This is a genomic window from Kitasatospora sp. NPDC001540 (genome assembly GCF_042894345.1).
Taxonomy (GTDB): Bacteria; Actinomycetota; Actinomycetes; order Streptomycetales; family Streptomycetaceae; genus Kitasatospora; species Kitasatospora phosalacinea_C.
On the sequence record NZ_JBIAVO010000010.1, the window covers coordinates 84752 to 106709 of the forward strand.

Annotated in this window: 2 protein-coding genes; both read left to right on the forward strand. The window is 78.4% G+C overall.

What is annotated here, in order from left to right:
- The first annotated feature begins 60 nt into the window (after nucleotides 1-60).
- Nucleotides 61-14358 carry an amino acid adenylation domain-containing protein gene (locus ACFY00_RS14910; RefSeq protein WP_388031256.1) on the forward strand — a complete coding sequence of 4766 codons (14298 nt, stop codon included), beginning with the start codon at nucleotides 61-63 and terminating at the stop codon, nucleotides 14356-14358.
- Complete coding sequence (locus ACFY00_RS14915) at nucleotides 14355-21821, forward strand: amino acid adenylation domain-containing protein (RefSeq protein ID WP_388031258.1); 7467 nt, start codon at nucleotides 14355-14357, stop codon at nucleotides 21819-21821. The genes ACFY00_RS14910 and ACFY00_RS14915 overlap by 4 nt, the downstream gene beginning before the upstream one ends.
- Nucleotides 21822-21958 lie beyond the last annotated feature (137 nt).

The following is a 21958-nucleotide window of genomic DNA, read 5'->3' on the forward strand; positions in this document are numbered from 1 at the left end:
TGTCCGTGCTGCTCCCGTTCACCGCTGGAAATACCCCCACCGAACAGAGGTGTCGTCGGCATGCCCGAAAACCGTCCCGTCCCGTCGGACGATCCCGCTACCGAACTGCTGGAACTGACCGCGGCTCAGGAGGGCGTGCGGTACGGCCAGTTGCTCGACCCGGACAGCCCGAAGTACAACATCGCCGAGTGCCTGGAGATACGCGGCGGGCTCGACGAGGAGCTGTTCGCGGCGGCGGTCGACCGGGTGCTGCACCTGTGCGACAGCACCAACACGGTGCTGGTGGAGCGGGACGGCCGGGTCCGGCAGCAGGTGGTGCGGCCGCGGGAGCCCCGGCGGCGGCTGCGGGTGGTGGACCTGACCGGGGCGGCGGACCCGACGACGGCCGCGGAGCGGTACATGGCCGAGGAGATGGCCCTCGTCGACGACGTGGCGGCGCCCGCGCACCACCACGCGCTGCTGCGGCTGGGTCCTGACCTGCACTACTGGTACGTCCGCTACCACCACATCGCGGTGGACGGCCTGAGCGGCGCGGTGCTCGCGCGGACCGTCGCCGAGCTGTACACCCGGGCGGTGGGCGGCGCGGACCCGGCGGCGGTGGCGGTGCCGCCGGGCGGCCGGGCGCTGCGCGAACTGGTGGCGGACGAGGCCGCCTACCGGGCCTCGGAGCGCTTCGCGGCGGACCGGGCCTACTGGGTGGGGCGGTTCGCGGACCGCTCGGGGACGGGAACGGGCGGGGGCGGGCTGCTGCGCCGACGCACCGACCGGGACGGCGGGGACGCCGGTGGGCCGGGCGCGGGCGGGCTGCACACGGGCGAGACGCTGGCGCTGCCGGTGTTCGACGGGCTGCGGCGGCTGGCCGCGGGGAGCCGCACGACCTGGAGCGCCGTCCTGGTGGCGGCGCTGGCGGCGTACGCGGCCCGGGTCTCCGGCCGCGAGGAGGTCTGCGTGGGGCTGGCCTCGCACGGGCGTCCCGGGGCGCTGCGGAGCGCGGTCGGGATGACCGCGACGATCCTGCCGCTGCCGCTGGCCGTCCGGCCGGGCGCGACGGTCGGGGAGCTGGTGCGGGCGGTGGCCGCCGAGATGCGCGGGGCGCTGCGGCACCGGCGCTTCCCGCGCGAGCAGTTGGCCCGGGAGCTGAACCTCGCGGACGGCGGGGCGCGGCTGACCGATCTGGTCGTCAACGTCATGGGGTACGACTACGCGTTGGACTTCGCGGGCAGTCCGGCCACCTCCCGGCTGCTGTCGGTCGGTCCGGTCGACGACGTCTCCCTGTTCGTCTCGGAGCGCTCGGAGGGCACCGGTCCGCTGATCGGCTTCGACACCAACCCGGAGCTGTACCACCCCGAGGACGTCCGGCTGCACCAGCGGGCCGTCCTCGGTTTCCTGTCCGCGTTCGCCGCCGCGTCCCCCGACGCCCCCGTGGACGGCCTGCCCCTGGTCGACGAGCGGGAGGCCCGGGAGCTGCTGGCCGCCGGGCGGGGCGCCGAACTGCCCGGCGGGGCGCCGCGGGGCGGTCTGCCGGAGGCGTTCGCCGCGCGGGTGCGCCGTCACCCGGCGGCCCCGGCGGTGCAGGACGGCGCCGGGGTGCTCTCGTACGGGGAGCTGGGGCGGTCGGCCGCCGCGCTGGGCCGGGCGCTGACCGGCCGGGGGGTGCGGGCCGAGGACGGGGTCGGCGTCCTGGTGGGGCGTTCGGCGGCGGTGGTGACGGCCTCGCTGGGCGCGGTGCTCGCGGGAGCGGCGTACGTGCCGATGGACCCGGACTGGCCGGGCGAGCGGCTGGAGCGGGCCGCCGGGGTGGGCCGGGTGCGGGCCCTGGTGGTCGACGAGGCGGCGGCCGGGCGGGCGTGGGTGGCCGAGGCCGCCGGGCGGCTGCCGGTGCTGGTGGTGGACCGGTTGGGCCGGGTGCTGCGCGGTGCGCCGGAGCGTCCCGGCGTGCTGCCGGGTCCGGTGCGCGGGGACCGGCTGGCGTACGTGGTGTTCACCTCGGGCTCGACCGGCCTGCCCAAGGGCGTCGGGGTCACCCACGCGGACGTGGCGGCGCTGGCGGCGGACGCGGCCTGGGCGGACGGGGCGGTGGACGCGGTGCTGATGCACTCCGCGTACGTCTTCGACGCCTCGACCTTCGAGATCTGGGCACCCCTGCTGAACGGCGGCCGGGTGGTGGTCGCCGAACCGGGCGTGCTGGACGCCCGGGCGCTGCGGACGGCGGTGGAGCGGGGCGTGACGGCGGCGTTCCTGACCACCGCGCTGTGCAACGAGATCGCCCGCACCGACCCGGCGGCGTTCGCGGGCCTGCGGGTGGTCGCGGCGGGCGGCGAGGCGGCCGCACCCGACCTGATGCGGCGGATCGCCGGGGCCGCGCCGGGCACCCGGGTGCTGCACGTGTACGGACCGACCGAGACGACCACGTTCGCGACCCGGTACGAGGTGCGGCCCGACGCGCCCGGGGTGCCGCCGATCGGCCGGGCCCTGGACGGGATGCGCCTGTGCGTGCTGGACGCGGCGCTGCGGCCCGTCCCGCCCGGCGTGGTGGGCGAGCTGTACGTGGGCGGTGCGGGCGTGGCCCGCGGCTACCTGGGCAGACCGGACCTGACCGCGGCGCGGTTCGTCGCCGACCCGTTCGAGGGCGGCGGCGCGCGGATGTACCGCACCGGCGACCTGGTGCGCTGGACGGCGGACGGCGACGTCGAGTACGTGGGACGGGCCGACGGGCAGGTCAAGCTGCGCGGCTTCCGGATCGAGCCCGCGGAGGTCGAGAACGCGCTGCTGGCCCTCCCGGAGGTGGACGACGCGCGGGTGCTGGTGCGCGAGGACGTCCCCGGCAATCCCCGGCTGGTCGGCTACGTGGTGCCCGCGCCCGGCGCCCGGCCGGACGGCCCCGGCCTGGCCCGCGCACTGGGGCGGGTGCTGCCCGCGTACACGGTGCCGAGCGCGTTCGTGCTGCTGGACGCGCTGCCGCTGAACGCCAACGGCAAGGTGGACCGGCGGGCGCTGCCCGCGCCGGTGGTGGCGACGGCGCGGACCGCGCCGCGCACCGCGCACGAGGAGGTGCTGGCGGGCCTGTTCGCGGAGGTCCTGGGCCTGGAGCGGGTCGGCGTCGACGACGACTTCTTCGCCCTGGGCGGGCACTCGCTGCTGGCCACCCGGCTGGCCGCCCGGGTCCGGGCGGCCACGGGCGCCGAGGTGGGGCTGCGCGAGGTCTTCGGGCACCCGACGGTCGCCGCGCTGGCGGCCGTCCTGCGCCCCGCCGGTGGAGGTGGCCGGCCCGCGCTCGTCGCGGAGCGCCGACCCGACCCGCTGCCGCTGTCGTTCGCGCAGCAGCGGCTGTGGTTCCTCAACCGGACGGGGGCGGCCGGTGCGGGGGCGGCCTCCGCGGGGGCCGGGGGCGCGGGGGACGACGTCTACAACGTGCCGCTGGTGCTGGAGTTGGACGGGCCGCTCGACGCGGTCGCGCTGCGGCTGGCGCTGGGCGACGTGCTGGAGCGGCACGAGAGCCTGCGCACGGTCCTCGCGGAGCGGGACGGCGTGCCCCGGCAGGTGGTGCTGGAACCGGACGCGGCCGCCGCGCTGGTGCCGCTGGAGGTCGACGCTCCCCCGGCGGGTGACGCGGTCGGCGGGCCGGAGGACGGGCCGGAGGACGGGCCGGTGCGGGAGTGGGTGGCCGGGGTGGTGGCGCGGTCGGCGGCGGAGCCGTTCGACCTCGCCGTCGACCTGCCGGTGCGGGCGCGGCTGCTGCGGACGGGGCCGGAGCGGCACGTGCTGGTGCTGGTGCTGCACCACGTGGGGGCCGACGGCTGGTCGCTGGCCCCGCTGTGCCGGGACCTGGGGGCCGCGTACCGGGCCCGGACGGGCGGTGGCGGGCCGGAGTGGCCCCGGCTGCGGGTGCAGTACGCGGACTACGCCCTGTGGCAGCGGCGGCTGCTGGGCGCGGAGGACGACCCGGAGAGCCTGGCCGCGCGTCAGCTCGGGTTCTGGCGCGCGGCGCTGGACGGTCTGCCAGGGCCGGTCGCGCTGCCGTGGGACCGGCCCCGTCCGGCCGTTCCCGGCCACCGGGGCGCGGCGGTGCCGTTCGAGCTGGACGCCGGGACGTACGGGCGGCTGGTGCGGCTGGCCCGGGAGAGCGGCTGCACGCCGTTCATGGTGCTGCACGCGGCGCTGGCGGTGACGCTGCACGCGCACGGTGCGGGCACCGACGTCCCGCTGGGCACGGCGCTGGCGGGGCGCACGGACGAGGCGCTGGACGAGCTGGTGGGGTTCTTCGTCAACACCCTGGTGCTGCGCACGGACCTGTCCGGGGACCCGGGCTTCCGCGAACTGCTGCGCAGGGTGGCGGAGTTCGACCTGGCCGCGTTCGAGAACGCCGACCTGCCGTTCGAACGGCTGGTGGAGGCGCTCAACCCGGACCGGTCCGGCGGCCACCACCCGCTGTTCCAGACCATGCTGGTGCTGCAGAACCAGCGCCCGGCCGTGCTCGACCTGCCGGGGGTCACCGTGCGGGACCTGTCGGGGCCGCCGTCGACCAGCAAGTTCGACCTGACCTTCTCGCTCACCGAGCTGGACGGGGACGGCGGGGTCCGCCTCGGCGGCCACCTGGAGTACGCCACCGAGCTGTTCGACCGGGCCACGGCGCGCGCGCTCGCGGACCGGTTCGCCCGGGTCCTGGGCCTGGTCGCGGACGATCCGGAGCTGACCGTCGGGGCGATCGACCCGCTGACGCCGGAGGAACGCGCGCGGGTCCTGGCGCAGGGGCGCGGCGAGGCGCGGCCGCTGCCGGGCTCCGACGTGTCCGGGACGGTCGCCGACTGGGCCGCCCGCACCCCGGACGCGCCCGCCGTGCGGGACGCGCGCACCCGGCTGACGTACGCCGAACTGGACGCCCGGGCCGACGCGCTGGCGGGCGTGCTGCGCGGGCGCGGGGTGGGCGGGGGCGCGCTGGTGGCGCTGGCCTGCGCGCCGTCGGTGGAGGCGGTGGTCGCCGTGCTGGCGGTGCTGCGGGCGGGCGCGGCGTACCTGCCGGTCGATCCCGGGTACCCGGCGGCGCGGATCCGGCAGATGCTGGAGGACGCCCGGCCGGTGCTGCTGCTCACGGGGGCGGGCGTGCCGGCCGACCTGGCGGCGGGCCCGGTGCCCCGGCTGGCGCTGGACGCCCCGCTCCCGGACGCCCCGCTCCCGGGTGCGGCCGGTCCGGCCGATCCGGAGGCGGCCGCGTACGTGATCTACACCTCCGGATCGACCGGGCGTCCCAAGGGCGTGGTCGTCCCGCACCTGGCGCTGGCCAACCACATGGCCTGGATGGCGCGCCACCTGGAGCTGACCCCCGGCGACCGGGTGCTCGCCCGCACCTCCACCAGTTTCGACGCCTCCGTGTGGGAGCTGTGGCTGCCGCTGACCTGCGGCGCGGAGGTGTGCGTGACCCCGGCGGAGGCCAACCGGGAGCCGCGCGAGCTGCTCGGCTGGATGCGCCGCTTCGACGTCACGGTGGCCCAGTTCGTGCCCTCGCACCTGGCGCTGGTCCTCGCGGAGGAGGGCGCGGAGCCCGCCGCCGGGCTGCGGGCGGTGCTGTGCGGCGGCGAGGCGCTGCCGCGGGCCCTGGCGGAGGCGGTGGCCGACCGGTGGGGGGTGGCGGTGCACAACCTGTACGGGCCGACGGAGGTGACGATCGACGCGACGGCGCACCGGGTGACCGGGGCGGAGCCGGTGGCGGCGGGCGCGTCGGTGCCGATCGGGCGGCCGGTGGACGGGATGCGGGCGTACGTGCTGGACGGGCGGCTGCGGCCGGTGCCGCCGGGGGTGCTCGGGGAGCTGTACCTGTCGGGGCCGAACCTGGCGCGCGGCTACCTGGAGCGGCCGGGGCTGACGGCCGAGCGTTTCGTCGCCGACCCGTTCGAGGGCGGCGGGGCGCGGATGTACCGCACCGGCGACCTGGTGCGGTGGTCGGCGGACGGGCTGCTGCACCACGTCGCGCGGGCGGACGAGCAGGTGAAGCTGCGCGGGTTCCGGGTGGAGCCGGGCGAGGTGGCGGCGGCGCTGCTGGCGCTGCCGGGGGTGTCGGCGGCCGCGGCGGTGGTGCGCGAGGACGTGCCGGGGCGGCCGCGGCTGGTGGGGTACGCCGCAGGGGCGGGGGTGTCGGGCGGGGCGCTGCGGGAGGCGCTGGCGGGGGTGCTGCCGGGGCACCTGGTGCCGGAGGCGGTGGTGGTGCTGGACGCGCTGCCGCTGCTGCCGAACGGGAAGGTGGACCGGGCGGCGCTGCCCGCGCCGCGAGGCGGGGGCGGCGAGGGCCGGGGCCCGCTGGGGGCGCGGGAGGAGCTGGTCGCGGGGATCTTCGCGGAGGTGCTGGAGCGTCCCGCGGTCGGGCCGCAGGAGGGGTTCTTCGAGCTGGGCGGCCACTCGCTGCTGGCGATGCGGGTGGTGGGCCGGGTGCGGGCCGTGCTGGGCGCGGACCTCGCGGTGCGGACGCTGTTCGACCACCCGACGGCGGCGGCGCTGGCCCGGGTGCTGGATCCGGCGGCGCCGCACCGGCCGCCGGTGGTGGCGGCGCGGCGGCCCGATCCGGTGCCGCTGTCGTTCGCCCAGGGGCGGCTGTGGTTCCTGAACCGGATGGAGGGCCCCGGTTCGGCCTACAACCTGCCGCTGGTGCTGGAGCTGCGCGGCGCGCTGGACCCGCAGGCGCTGCGCGGGGCGCTGCTGGACGTGGTGGAGCGGCACGAGTCGCTGCGCACGGTCTTCCCGGAGCGGGACGGCGTGCCATACCAGCTGGTGCTGCCGGCGGCGCAGGCGGCACCGTGCCCGCCGGTGGAGGGCGTCGCGCCGAAGGACCTGGAGGCGGCGGTGCTGGCGGCGGTCGGCGAGCCGTTCGACGTGCTGGTGGACGTGCCGTTGCGGGCCCGGCTGCTGCGGGCCGCGCCGGAGCACCACGTGCTGGTGCTGGTGCTGCACCACATCGCGGGGGACGGCTGGTCGCTCGGCCCGCTGGTGCGGGACCTGGGCGAGGCGTACCGGGCCCGGCTGGCGGGCGGGGCGGCTCCGGCGGGGCGGCCGTTGCAGTACGCCGACTACGCGCTGTGGCAGCGGGAGCTGCTGCGCGCGGACGGGGAGCTGCTGCAGGAGCAGCTGGCCTTCTGGCGGGGCGCGCTGGCGGGCCTGCCGGGGTTGGTGGACCTGCCGTGGGACCGGCCGCGGCCGTCGGTGGCGGATCCGCGCGGCGCGGTGGTGGAGTTCGAGGTGCCGGCCGCGCTGCACGCGGCGCTGCTGGGGCTGGCCCGCTCGGCGGGCAGCACGCTGTTCATGGTGCTGCGGGCGGCGGTGGCGACGCTGCTGCACCGGCACGGCGCCGGGGAGGACGTCCCGCTGGGGGCGCCGGTGGCGGGGCGGACGGATCCGGGGCTGGAGGAGCTGGTCGGTTTCTTCGTCAACACGCTGGTGCTGCGCACCGATCTGTCCGGCGACCCCACTTTCCGTGAACTGCTGGGCCGGGTGCGGGAGTTCGACCTGGCGGCGTACGCGCACCAGGACGTGCCGTTCGAGCGGCTGGTGGAGGAGCTGAACCCGGTGCGGGCCCGGGACCACCACCCGCTGTTCCAGACCGTGGTGGTGCTGCAGAACCAGCGGGCGGCCCGGCCCGAGCTGCCGGGCCTGACGGTGGAGCAGCGGCTGGTGCACAACGGGCTGAGCAAGTTCGACCTGACCTTCTCGTTCTCCGAGGAGGGCGGGGGGCTGTCGGCGGGGCTGGAGTACGCGACGGCGCTGTTCGACCGGTCGACGGCCGGGGCGCTGGCGGCGCGGCTGGTGCGGCTGCTGGAGCTGGTGGCGGCGGAGCCGGACCGGCGGCTGTCGGGGTACGAGCTGCTGACGGCCGAGGAGCACCGGCGGATCGCCCGCTGGGGCACGGCCCGGGCGCTGTCCCCGGCTCCGGTCGGGGGCGACGGGACGCTGCCCGCGCTGTTCGCCCGCCGGGCGCGCAGCGCGCCGGACGCGGTGGCGGTGCAGGACGGCGGGGAGGCGCTGTCGTACGCGGAACTGGACCGGCTCTCGGCCGAGTTGGCGGCGGTGCTGGCCGGGCACGGGGTCGGGCCGGAGGACCGGGTGGGTGTGCTGCTGGGCCGTTCGGCGGCGGTGGTGGTGGCGTCGCTGGGCGCGGTGCGGGCGGCGGCGGCGTACGTGCCGCTGGACGTGCGCTGGCCCGGCGAGCGGCTGGACCGGGTGGCGGAGGTGGCGGGCCCGCGGCTGCTGGTGGTGGACGAGGGGACCGCGGCCGAGCCGTGGGTGGCGGGGCGCGGCCTGCCGGTGGTGGTGCTGGACCGGCTGGGCCGGGTGCTGCGCGGCGCGCCGGAGCGCCCGGGCCGTCCGGTCGCCGTGCCGGGGCCGCGGGCGCTGGCGTACGTGGTGTTCACCTCGGGCTCGACCGGTCTGCCCAAGGGCGTCGGGGTCACCCACGCGGACGTGGCGGCGCTGGCGGCGGACGCGGCCTGGGCGGACGGGGCGGTGGACGCGGTGCTGATGCACTCCGCGTACGTCTTCGACGCCTCGACCTTCGAGATCTGGGCGCCGCTGCTGAACGGCGGCCGGGTGGTGGTGGCCCCGGGCGGGCTGCTGGAGGCCCGGGGGCTGGACGTGGCGGTGCACGAGCGGGGCGTGACGGCGGTGTTCCTGACCACCGCGCTGTTCAACGTGGTCGCGGAGACCGACCCGGGCGCGTTCGCGGGCCTGCGGGTGGTGTGCGCGGGCGGCGAGCTGGCCTCGCCGGACGCGATGCAGCGGGTGGCGGCGACGGCGCCGGGGACCCGGGTGCTGCACGTGTACGGGCCGACCGAGACCACGACGTTCGCGACCCGGTACGAGGTGCGGCCCGACGCGCCCGGGGTGCCGCCGATCGGCCGGCCGCTGGACGGGATGCGGCTGCACGTGCTGGACGCGGCGCTGAACCCGGTGGCGCCGGGCGTGGTGGGCGAGCTGTACCTGGCCGGGGCGGGCGTGGCGCGCGGCTACCTGGGGCGGCCGGGGGCGACGGCGGACCGCTTCGTGGCGGACCCGTTCGCGGCGGACGGCTCCCGGATGTACCGCACCGGCGACCTGGTGCGCTGGACGGCGGACGGCGAGGTGGCGTACGTCGCGCGGGCGGACGGGCAGGTGAAGCTGCGCGGCTACCGGGTCGAGCCGGGTGAGATCGAGGGCGTGCTGGCGGGCCTGCCGGAGGTCGCGGACGCGTTCGTGCTGGTGCGCGAGGACGCGCCGGGCGACCGGCGGCTGGTGGCGTACGTGGTGCCGGTGGCGGGGGCGCACCCCGATCCGGCGGCGCTGGCGGACGCGGTGGGCCGGGTGCTGCCGGGGTACATGGTGCCCTCGGCGTTGGTGCTGCTGGACGCGTTCCCGCTGAACCCGAACGGGAAGGTCGACCGGGCGGCGCTGCCCGCGCCGGCGCAGGACGCCCCGCGGCGCGGCCGGGCGGCGCGCACACCGCGCGAGGAGCTGCTCTGCGGCCTGTTCGCGGACCTGCTGGGCCGGGCGTCGGTGGGCGCGGACGACGACTTCTTCGCCCTGGGCGGGCACTCGCTGCTGGCCACCCGGCTGGCCGCCCGGATCCGCACCGCGCTGGACGCGGACGCGGAGGTGCGCACCGTCTTCGAGCACCCGACGCCGGCCCGGCTGGCGGCGGCGCTGGACGGCGGCCGGGCCTCGCGCCCCCGGCTGGAGCGGGCGGCGCCCCGCCCGGAGGCGGTGCCGCTGTCGTACGCGCAGCAGCGCCTGTGGTTCCTGCAGCGCTTCGAGGGGCCGAGCCCGACGTACAACGTGCCGCTGGTGCTGCGCCTGACCGGTCCGCTGGACGCGGCCGCGCTGGAGCGGGCGCTGCGGGACGTGGTGGAGCGGCACGAGGCGCTGCGCACGGTCTTCCCCGAGACCGGGGGCGTACCGCGCCAGCTGGTGCTGGACGCGGCGGGCGCGGACCTGGACCTGACGCCCCGGGACGTCGACCCGCGGCGCCTGGACGAGGTGCTGACGGCGCAGACGGCGCACGCCTTCGACGTGGCCGTCGAACGGCCGGTGCGGGCCCGGCTGCTGCGGACGGGCGCGCGGGCGCACGTGCTGGTGCTGCTGGTGCACCACGTCGCGGGTGACGGCTGGTCGCTGGCGCCGCTGGTGCGGGAGCTGGGCGAGGCGTACCGGGCCCGGTCGGCGGGCCGGGCGCCGCAGTGGGCCGACCTGCCGGTGCAGTACGCCGACTACACGCTGTGGCAGCGCGCCCTGCTGGGCGACGAGGCCGACCCGGGGAGCCTGGCGGCCCGCCAGCTCGCCTTCTGGCAGGAGGCGTTGGAGGACCTGCCGGAGGTGCTGGAGCTGCCGCTGGACCGGCCCCGGCCGGCCGCGGCCTCGCACCGGGGCGACGCGTTCGCCTTCCCGGTGGACGAGGACACCCACCGGGCGCTGGACGGCCTGGCCCGGGCCCGCGGCTGCAGCCTGTTCATGGTGCTGCAGGCCGCGCTGGCGGTACTGCTGCGGGCCCACGGCGCCGGGGAGGACGTCCCGCTGGGCACACCGGTGGCGGGCCGCACCGACGAGGCGCTGGACGGCCTGGTCGGCTTCTTCGTCAACACGCTGGTGCTGCGCACCGACCTGTCCGGCGACCCGACCTTCGAGCAGGTCCTGGACCGGGTCCGGGAGTTCGACCTGGCGGCGTACGCGCACCAGGACGTGCCGTTCGAGCGGCTGGTGGACGCGCTGGAGCCGGAGCGCACCGAGAGCCGCCACCCGCTGTTCCAGGTGATGCTGGCGCTGCAGAACAACGCGGACGCCGAGTTCGACCTGCCGGGCCTGACGGTCGCGCAGCAGCCGGTGCGCACCGGCGTCAGCAAGTTCGACCTGACCTTCTCGTTCACCGAGCGCCGGGACGACCGGGGCCGCCCGCTGGGCCTGGACGGGACGCTGGAGTTCGCCACCGACCTGTTCGACCCGGCGACGGCCCGGGCGCTGGCGGCCCGGCTGGTGCGGCTGCTGGGCGTGCTGGCCGGGGACCCGGCGCGGCGGGTGCGGGCCGTCGAGGTGCTGGACGGCGCGGAGCGGGCCGCGCTGGCGGCCGCCGCGCGGGGGGCGGTCCGGGCGGGGGCCGCGCGGTCGGTGCCGGAGGCGTTCCGCGCCCGGTGCGCGCGCACGCCGGACGCGGTCGCCGTGCTGGACGGCGCGCGGAGCCTGAGCTTCGCGGAGCTGGACGCCCGCTCCGACGCCGCCGCCCGGCTGCTGCGCGGGCGCGGGGTGGGCCGGGGCGACGTGGTCGCGCTGGCCCTGCCGGGCACGGTCGAGCAGGTGGTGGCGATGCTGGCGGTCGCCAAGGCGGGCGCGGCCTGGCTGCCGCTGGACCCGCGCTACCCGGCGGCCCGGCTGCGCTTCGCGGTCGAGGACGCCCGGCCGGTGCTGCTGGTGACGGCGCAGCCGTTCCTGCCCGGGCTGCCCGAACTGCCGGTCCCGGTGCTGGTGCTGGACGGGACGGCCCTCGCGGCGGCACCGGTGGACGTGCCGCTGCCGGAGCCGGGGCCGCTGGACGCCGCGTACGTGATCCACACCTCGGGCTCCACCGGCCGTCCCAAGGGCGTGGTGGTCCCGCACGGCGCGCTGGTCAACCATATGGCGTGGATGGCCGGACACCTGGAGCTGACCGACGGGGACCGGGTGCTGGCCCGGACCTCCCCGAGCTTCGACGCCTCGGTCTGGGAGACCTGGCTGCCGCTGCTGCACGGCGGCGCGACCTGCCCGGTGCCGCCGGAGCTGGACCACGACCCGGCGGGCCTGCTCGCCCGGATGCGCGAACTCGGCGTGACGCTGGCCCAGTTCGTGCCCTCGCTGCTGGGCGTCGTGCTCGGCGAGACGACCGGCCGCGAGCGGCCGCCGACCGCGCTGCGGGCGGTGCTGTGCGGCGGCGAGCCGCTGACGGCCGCACTGGCGGGGCAGGCGGCGCGGGCCTGGGGCGTCGCGGTGCACAACCTGTACGGGCCGACCGAGGCGACCGTCGACGCCACCGCGCACCGCTGGCGGCCGGAGGCGGACGGGACGGGCGGCGTGCCGCTGGGCACCCCGGTGGACAACACCTCGGCGTACGTCCTGGACGAGGACCTGCGGCCCGTCCCGCCGGGCGTGCTGGGCGAGCTGTACCTGGCCGGGGCGGGCCTGGCCCGCGGCTACCTGGGGCGGCCGGGGCTGACCGCCGAGCGCTTCGTGGCCTGCCCGTTCGGCGCCCCCGGCGAGCGGATGTACCGCACCGGCGACCTGGTGCGCCGGGGCCCGGACGGGCTGCTGCGCTACGCGGGCCGGGCGGACGACCAGGTCAAGCTGCACGGCCTGCGGATCGAGCCGGGCGAGGTGGAGGCGGCGCTGACCGCGCTGGACGGGGTGGCGGCGGCCTGCGTGCTGGTGCGCGGCGGGCGGCTGGTGGGGTACCTGGTGCCGGGCCCGGAGCCGCTCTCCGACGCCGGGCTGCGGGCCCGGCTGGCGGAGGCGCTGCCGCCCTCGCTGGTGCCGTCGGCGTTCGTCCGGCTGGCGGCGCTGCCGCTGCTGCCCAACGGCAAGACCGACCGGCGGGCGCTGCCCGACCCGGTGCTGCCGGAACGGCCGGCGGGCGGGACGGGACGGGAGCCGACGGCGGCCGAGCGGGCGCTGTGCGAGGTGTTCGCGGCGGTGCTGCGGGTGCCGGAGGTCCGCCTCGACGACGACTTCTTCGCGCTGGGCGGCGACAGCATCCTCTCCATCCAGCTGGTCAGCCGGGCCCGCGAGGCCGGGCTGCGGATCACCCCGCGCGAGGTGTTCCTGCACCGCACGCCGGAGGCGGTGGCGGCGGTGGCCGGGTCCGCCGCGCGGGACGGCGCGGCTCCGGCGCGGGCGGCGGACGGCACGGGCACGATGCCGCCGACGCCGATCGCGGCCTGGTTCCTGGAGCGGCCGGGCCCCACCGACGGCTACAACCAGTCCGCGGTGCTGCGCACCCCGGCGGGCGCGGACCGGGAGCGGCTGGCGGCCGCGCTGCAGCTGCTGGTCGACCACCACGACATGCTGCGGATGCGGGTGGGGCGCGCGGCGGACGGCGCGGCGCTGCTGGAGGCGCTCCCCCGGGGCGCCGTGCCGGTCGCGCCGCGGCTGGAGCGGGTGGACGTCGCGGGCCTGGACGAGGAGCGGGTGCGCGCCGTCCTCGCCGGGGCGGGAGAGCGGGCCCGGCGGCGGCTGCGGCCGGCGGACGGGCGGGTGTTCGAGGCGGTGTGGTGCGACGCGGGCCCCGCGGCGCGCGGCCGGCTGCTGCTGGTGGTGCACCACCTGGCGGTGGACGCGGTCTCCTGGCGGATCCTGGTCGAGGACCTGGCGACGGCCTGGCGGGCGGTCGCCGACGGGGAGGCGGCGGCGCTGCCGCCGGTCGGGACGCCGTACCGCTCCTGGGCCCGGCTGCTGGCCGAGCAGGGCGCGAGCGGCGCCCGGGCGGCCGAGCTGCCGCTGTGGGAGGCGGTGACGGCGGCGCGGCCGGGCGGCCCGGCGCTGGACCCGTCCCGCGACACGGCCGGGCGGACCGGGACGCTGACCACCCGTCCGGCGGCCGGGTGCGTGCGGGAGCTGCTGACCACCGCGCCGCGGGCGTTCCACGCCGGGGTGGACGACGTCCTGCTGACGGCGCTCGCGCTGGCGGTGCGCGCGCGGCCCGTCGGGGACGCGGACGGTCCGGACGGGGTGCTGGTGGGCCTGGAGAGCCACGGGCGCGAGCAGCTCGCCGAGGGGCTGGACCTGTCGCGGACGGTGGGCTGGTTCACCAGCCTGTACCCGGTGCTGCTGGATCCGGGGCCGCTGGATCCGCGCGACCCGGGCCGCTTCGACGCGGGCCTGGTGGACCGGGCGGTGAAGAACGTCAAGGAGCAGCTGCGCGCGGTGCCGGACCACGGCGTCGGGTACGGGGTGCTGCGGCACCTGGACCCGGCGGCCCGGGAGCGGCTGGCGGGCGGCGCGGGGCCGCGGATCGGCTTCAACTACCTGGGCCGGTACCCGGCGCCCGGCTCGGGCCCGGCGGCGGACTGGGAGGTGCTGCCGGACGGCGGCGCGCCCGCCCCGACCGACCCGGGGATGCCGGTGCACCACGTGCTGGACGTCAACGCGCACACCGAGGACGGGCCGGACGGCCCGCGTCTGCACGTCCGCTGGACGTGGGCCGCCGACCTGCTCGCCGAGGCGGACGTGGCCGCGCTCGCCGGGGTCTTCGACCGGGCGCTGCGCGCGATCGCGGAGCACTCCGCACAGCCCGACGCGGGCGGCTGGACGCCGTCCGACCTCCCCCTGGTCTCCCTGGACCAGGCCCAGCTCGACCGACTGAAGAACAAGTGGGGTGGACGCGCATGACCGGGTTCCAGTTGGAGGACGTCCTGCCGCTGACGCCGTTGCAGGCGGGCATGCTCTTCCACGCGCTGTACGACTCCGCGGCGGTGGACGTGTACACCTCGCAGTTCGCGCTCTCCCTGGAGGGCGGGGTGGACGCGGCGGCGCTGCGGGCGGCCCTGGGGGCGCTGCTGCGGCGGCACGCCAACCTGCGGGTGGGCTTCCTGCACGAGGACCTGGACCAGCCGGTGCAGGCGGTGGCGGCCGAGGTGCCGGTGCCGCTGGTCGAGCGGGACCTCACGGCCGGCGGCGGTGACCCCGGGGAGCGCCTGCGGGCGTTCCTGGCCGAGGACCGGGTGCGCCGCTTCGACCTGGACCAGCCGCCGCTGATGCGCTTCGCGCTGCTGCGCACCGGCGAGGACCGCCACCACCTGGTGATCACCAGTCACCACCTGCTGCTGGACGGCTGGTCGGTGCCGCTGCTGCTGCGCGAGCTGTTCGAGCTGTACGCGCGGCGGGGCGACGCGTCCGGCCTGCCGCGGGTCGCCCCGTACCGGAACTACCTGGCCTGGCTGGCCGGGCAGGACCGGGACGGCGCGCTGGCGGCGTGGCGTTCCGCGCTGGCCGGGGTGGAGGGGCCGACGCTGCTGGCGGGCCGGACGACGGCCGCCGCGCACGCGGGCGAGCTGCCCGGGGCGGTGGTGCTGGAGCTGGACGGGACGCTGGCCGACGGTCTGCGGGCCGCCGCCCGGGCGCACCGGCTGACCCTGAACACCCTGGTGCAGGGCGCCTGGGGGCTGCTGCTGTCCCGGCTGACCGGTCGGACGGACGTGCTGTTCGGGACGACGGTGTCGGGTCGGCCGCCGGAGCTGCCGGGCGTGGAGTCGATGATCGGCCTGTTCATCAACACGGTGCCGGTGCGGCTGGTGGTGCGCCCCGGGGAGAGCCTGGCCGCGCTGCTGACCCGGTTGCAGGACGAGCAGGCCGCGCTGCTGGGCAGCCAGCACGTCGGGCTGGGCGAGGTGCGGGCGCTCACCGGACTGGACGAACTCTTCGACACCCTGGCGGTGTTCGAGAACTACCCGCTGGACCGGGAGGGCCTGCGGGCGGCCGGCCGGGACCTGCCGGGCGGGCTCGCGGTGACCGGGATGACGGGCGCGGACGCCGCGCACTACCCGCTCACGCTGACCGTCGCCCCGGGCCGGACGCTGCGCTTCACCTTCGCCTTCCGCCCGTCCGTCTTCGACCGGGCCCTGGTCGAGCGGGTGGCGGACCGGCTGCGGCTGCTGCTGACCGCGATGGCCCGGGACCTGGGGGTGCGGGCCGACGCGGTGCCGGTGCTGCTGGACGGCGAGGGCGGGGCGCTGCTGGCCCGGGGCACGGGCGGGCCGCTGCCTGCCGCCGCCGTCGTCGGTGACCTGGCGGCGGCCGTGGCCCGGGTGGCGGCCGAACGGCCGGACGCGGTGGCGGTGGGCGGCGCGGGCGAGCACCTGACCTACCGCCAACTGGACGCGGTCGCCGACGACCTGGCGGGCGCGCTGGCCGGTCTGGGCGCGGCCCCGGAGGAGGGCGTGGGACTGCTGCTGGGCCGCTCGGCGGCCCAGGTCACGGCGCCGCTGGCGGTGCTGCGGGCGGGGGCGGCGTACGTGCCGCTGGATCCGCGCTGGCCGGCCGAGCGGCTGTCGGCGGTGGCCGCGGCGGCGGCGCCCCGGCTGCTGGTGGTGGACGCGGCGGGCGCCGCGCACCCGTGGGTGCGCGCGCTGGGCCCCGGGGTGCGGGTGCTGACCGTGGACGGCGCGGGCCGGGTGCTGGAGGGTGCCCCGGCGGTGCCCGGCCCGCTGCCGGGCCCGGCGGACGGCGCGCGGCTGGCGTACGTGATGTTCACCTCGGGCTCCACCGGCCGCCCCAAGGGCGTGGGCGTCACGCACCGCGACGTCGCCGCGCTGGCCGCGGACCGCACCTGGGACGAGGGCGGGGCGGGCTCGGCGGTGCTGCTGCACTCGGCGTACGCCTTCGACGCGGCGACCTTCGAGCTGTGGGTGCCGCTGCTGCGCGGCGGGCGGGTGGTGCTGGCCCCGGAGGGCGTGCTGCAGCCCGCGGCGCTGCGGGAGGCGGCCGTCCGGGACGGGGTGCGCGCCGCGTTCTTGACCACGGCGCTGTTCAACGTGGTCGCCGAGACCGACCCGGGCGCGCTGGGCCTGCTGCGGCTGGTGGCCGCGGGCGGGGAGGCGGCGGCGCCGGGGGTGCTGCAGCGACTGGCGGCGGCGTACCCGGACACCCTGGTGCTGAACGCGTACGGGCCGACCGAGGCGACCACCTTCGCCCTGCTGCACCGGGTGGGTCCCGGTGACGGCACCGAGGGGGTGCCGCCCGTCGGCAGCCCGCTGGACGGGGTGCGGGCGCTGGTGCTGGACGGTGCGCTGCGGCCGGTGCCGGAGGGCGCGGAGGGCGAGCTGTACCTGGCCGGGCCGGGGGTGGCGCGCGGCTACCTGGGGCAGCCGGGGCTGACCGCCGCCCGGTTCGTCGCCGACCCCTCGGACCCGTCGGGCGGACGGATGTACCGGACCGGGGACGTGGTGCGCTGGGGGCGGCGGGGCCTGGAGTACGTGGGGCGGGCCGACCAGCAGGTGAAGCTGCGCGGGCACCGGATCGAGCCGGGCGAGGTGGAGGCGGTGCTGCGCGCCCACCCGTCGGTGCGGGCGGCGTGCGTGCTGGTGCGCGAGGACCTGCCGGGCGACCGGGCGCTGGTGGCGTACGTCGTCCCGGCGCCCGGGCGGGTCGCGGACCCGGCGGCGCTGGTGGCGCACGCGGGGCGGCGGCTGCCCGCGTTCACGGTGCCCTCGGCGGTGCTGGTGCTGGAGGCACTGCCGCTGACGGCCAACGGGAAGCTCGACCGGGCCGCGCTGCCCGCGCCGGCCGCCGGGGCCGTCCGGGCCTCGGGCCGGGCGCCGCGCGAGGGACGGGAGGAGATCCTGGCCGGGCTGTTCGCCGAGACGCTGGGGGTGGACCGGGTCGGCGCGGACGACAACTTCTTCGCGCTGGGCGGCAACTCGCTGCTGGCGACGCTGCTGGTGGGCCGGATCCGCTCGGCGCTGGACGCGGAGGCCCAGATCCGCACCCTGTTCGAGCACCCGACCGTCGCCGCGCTGGCCGCGGCGCTGCGGGACGCCGGCCGGCCGACCCGTCCGGCGCTGCGCCCGGGGCCGCGCCCGGAGCTGGTGCCGCTGTCGCACGCCCAGCGGCGGCTGTGGTTCCTGCACCGGTTGGACGGGCCGTCCGCGACGTACCACATCCCGTTCGCGGTGCGCCTGGACGGCGCCCTGGACGTGGACGCGCTGCGGCTGGCCTGCGCGGACGTGGTCGCCCGGCACTCGGCGCTGCGCACGCTCTTCCCGGTGGACGGCGACGGCCCGGTGCAGCGGGTCGTGGCGCCGGGGGCGGTGCGCCTGCCGTTCGCGGTGGAGGACGTGGAGCCGGGCAAGTGCGCCGACCGGATCGCCGCGGCGGTGGCCGAGCCGATCGACGTGGAGCGCGAACTGCCGCTGCGGGCGGTGCTGCTGCGCCTCGCGGCGGACGCGCACGTGCTGGTCCTGGTGGTGCACCACATCGCGGCGGACGGCTCCTCGCTGGCGCCGCTCTTCCGCGACCTGGGCACCGCCTACCGGGAGCGGCTCGCCGGGGCGGCACCGTCCTGGGGTCCGCCGCCGGTCGACTACGTCGACTACACGCTGTGGCAGGAGACGCTGCTGGGCGGGGAGGACGGCCCGGACGGCGTGCTGCACGAGCAACTGGCCTACTGGCGCCAGGCGTTGGCCGGGCTGCCCGAGCGGGTCGAGCTGCCCGTGGACCGGCCGCGTCCGGCCGGGGGCGGGCAGCAGGGCGCCACGCACCGCTTCGCGGTCGACGCCGCCACCGGGCGGGCGCTCGCCGCCCTGGCCCGCTCGGCCCGGTGCAGCGAGTTCATGGTGCTCCAGGCCGCGCTGGCGCTGCTGCTGTCGCGGCACGGTGCCGGGGAGGACGTCCCGCTGGGCACCGCGGTGGCGGGGCGCACCGACGAGGCGACGGCCGACCTGGTGGGCTTCTTCGTCAACACCCTGGTGCTGCGCACCGACCTGTCGGGCGATCCGACGTTCCGCGAACTGCTGGACCGGGTCAAGGAGTCCGACCTCGCCGCGTACGCCCACCAGGACGTGCCGTTCGAGCGGCTGGTGGAGCTGCTGAACCCGCCGCGGGCCGGGCACCACCCGCTGTTCCAGACCATGCTGGTGCTGCAGAACCACTCCCCCGCCGCGCCGGTCGAGCTGCCGGGCCTGCGGGTCGAGCCGGTGCCGGTGGACCTGGGCGCCAGCAAGTTCGACCTGTCCTTCACCTTCGCGGCCGACCCCGGTGCGCAGGGCGGTCTCCTGGCCACCGTCGACTACGCGACCGCGCTGTTCGACACCGCCACCGTCGCCGCGCTGGCGGAGCGGCTGGTGCGGCTGCTCCGGGCGGTCACGGCCGACCCCGGCCTGCCGCTGCACGCGTACGAGGTGCTCGCCCCGGAGGAGCGGGCCCGGTTGGAGCGCTGGGGCAGCGGCCCGGACGCCGACCTGCCCGGTCCGTCCTTCCCGGAGCTGTTCGCCGCGCAGGTGCGCCGCACGCCCGACGCCCCGGCGGTCCGCGACCCGCACGCCGTGCTGAGCTACCGCGAGCTGGACGCCCGCGCCGACGCGCTGGCCCGGCGGCTGGTCGCGCACGGCGTCGGTCCGGAGGACCGGGTCGCCGTGGCGCTGCCCCGCGACGGCGGCCTGGTGGTGGCGCTGCTGGCCGTCCTGAAGGCGGGCGCGGCCTACCTGCCGCTGGACCCCGCCTACCCGGCCGCCCGGCTCGCGTACATGCTGGAGGACGCCGCGCCCCGGCTGCTGCTGACCACCGCCGGGGTGCGCCGGGGCCTGCCGCCCTCGGACGTGCCGCACCTGGACCCGGCCGGGGTGTCCGCGGCGGCGTCCGCGCCGCTGCCCCCGGTGGACCCGGCGCATCCCGCGTACGTGATCTACACCTCGGGGTCCACCGGCCGTCCCAAGGGCGTGGTGGTCACCCACCGGGGCGTGGCGGCGCTGGCCGCGACGCAGCGCGAGCGGCTGCGGGTGACGGCGGCCAGCCGGGTGCTGCAGCTGGCGTCGGTGAGTTTCGACGCCGCGTTCTGGGAGCTGTGCATGGCCCTGCTGTCCGGGGCCTGCCTGGAGCTGGACGACCGGGAGGCGCTGCTGCCGGGCCCGGCGCTGGCGGAGCGGGTGCGCGCGCACGGCGTCACCCACCTGACGCTGCCGCCGGCCGCGCTCGCGGTGCTGCCGCCGGACTCGCTCCCGACCGGGACGACCCTGGTGCTGGCGGGTGAGGCCTGCCCGCCCGCGCTGGCCCGTTCCTGGGCGCGGGGGCGGTTCCTGGTCAACGCGTACGGCCCGACCGAGACCACGGTGTGCGCCACCATGAGCGGCTTCCAGCCCGCCGACGGCCGACTCGCGCCGGAGCGCACCGTGCCCATCGGCGTCCCGGTCGACGGCGCCCGGGTGCGGGTGCTGGACGCCCGGCTGGCCCCCGTCCCGCCGGGCGTGGTGGGCGAGTTGTACGTGTCGGGCGCGGGCCTGGCGCGCGGCTACCTGGGGCGGCCGGGGCTGACCGCCGCCCGGTTCGTCGCCGATCCGTTCGACCCGTCCGGCGGCCGGATGTACCGCACCGGCGACCTGGCCCGCTGGGGGCGGGACGGGCAGTTGGAGTACGCGGGACGGGTGGACGAGCAGGTCAAGCTGCGCGGGTTCCGGATCGAGCCGGGCGAGGTGGAGGCGGCGCTGACGGCGCTGCCGGGCGTGGCCGCGGCCTGCGTGCTGGTCCGGGAGGACCGTCCGGGCGACCGCCGCCTGGTGGCGTACACCGTGGGCGGGGACGGGCCGCAGGAGCTGCGGGCGCGGCTGGCGCAGGTGCTGCCCGAGCACCTGGTGCCCGCCGCGATCGTGCGCCTGGACGCGCTGCCGGTGACGCCCAACGGCAAGGTCGACCGGCGGGCGCTGCCCGCGCCCCGGGGCGCGACGGCGGCCGGGCGGGGGCCGCGCACCGAGCGGGAGCGGGTGCTGTGCGAGGTGTTCGCGGAGACCCTCGGCGTGCCGGAGGTCGGGGTCACGGACGACTTCTTCGCGCTGGGCGGGCACTCGCTGCTGGCGGTGGCGCTGGCCCGGCGGATCGAGGAGCGCTGCGGGCGGCGGCTGTCGCTGCGGGCGCTGTTCGCGGCGCCGACGGTGGAGGGCGTCGGTCGGCTGCTGGAGGAGCCGGCCGACGGGCCGGGGGCGGCCCCGCCCGCGGAGGCGGTCGACTGGGCGGCCGAGGTCCGGCTCGCGCAGGACGTCACCCCCGCCCGCCGCGGGCCCGCCCGCCCCTCCCCCGTGCCGCTGCTGACGGGCGCCTCCGGGTTCCTCGGCGCGTTCCTGCTGCGCGACCTGCTGGAGCTCACCGGCGGCCCGGTCGACTGCCTGGTGCGCGCCTCCGACGAGCAGGACGGAGCCCGGCGGCTGGAGGAGAACCTGCGCCGGTACGGCCTGTGGCGGGAGGGGTACCGGCGGCTGGTGCGGGCCGTCCCCGGTGACCTGGCCGCGCCGGGCCTGGGCCTGGACCCGGGCGCCCGGGCGGCGCTGCTGCGCCGGCTCGGACCGGTGCTGCACAACGGCGCCCGGGTGAACTTCGCGGCCGGTTACCGGGAGCTGCGGGCGGCGAACGTCGGCGGCACCGAGGAGTTGCTGCGCCTGCTCGCGGACTCCGGCTCGCCCGGCCTGCACCACGTGTCGACCACCGGCGTCTACCCGCCCGCCGACGCCCCGGCGGCCGTCACCGAGGACACCCCGACCGGACCGGTCGAGGCGCTGCCGGACGGGTACGCGCGGAGCAAGTGGGTGGCCGAGGGCCTGGTCGAGCTGGCGCGCGGGCGCGGCCTGCCGGTGACGGTGCACCGTCCGGGCCGGATCAGCGGCGACACGACCAACGGCGCCTGCCAGGACCGCGACCTGCTCTGGCAGTTGATCAAGGGCTGCCTGCAGGCCGGCGCCGTCCCCGACCTGCCGGCCGGCTCCACCGGCTGGGTGCCGGTGGACTACGTCAGCGCCGCGGTCACCGCCCTGGTCGGCGCCGGCCGCACGGGGACCTTCCACCTCACCCACCCCGACCCTCCGGGCCTGGACCGGGTGTTCGCCGTCGCCGGGACCCTCGGCTACCGGCTGCGCACCCTGCCCGCCGAGCAGTGGCGCGCGGCCGTCGCCGCCCGCCACGACAACGCCGCGCAACTGTTCCTCGGCGAGGAGGGGCCGTCCGGCACCGCGCCGTCGGCGGCGCGCCGCTTCGACTCCCGCCGCACGGCCGGGGCGGTGGCGGAGCTGGGTGTCCGGCTGCCCGCGCTGACCGACGAGGTCCTGGTGCGCTACCTGACCTACTTCCGGGAGACGGGGTTCCTCCCCGCGCCGTGAGGACGGGGGCGGGGGCGGGGGGCGGGGGCGGGGGGGGGCGGGCGGGGGGGGCCCCCCCCCCCCCCCCGGCGGGCGCCCGCCCCCCCCCGGGGGGGGGCCCCCGGGGGGCCCCCCGCCGGCCCCACCCACCCCCGGCC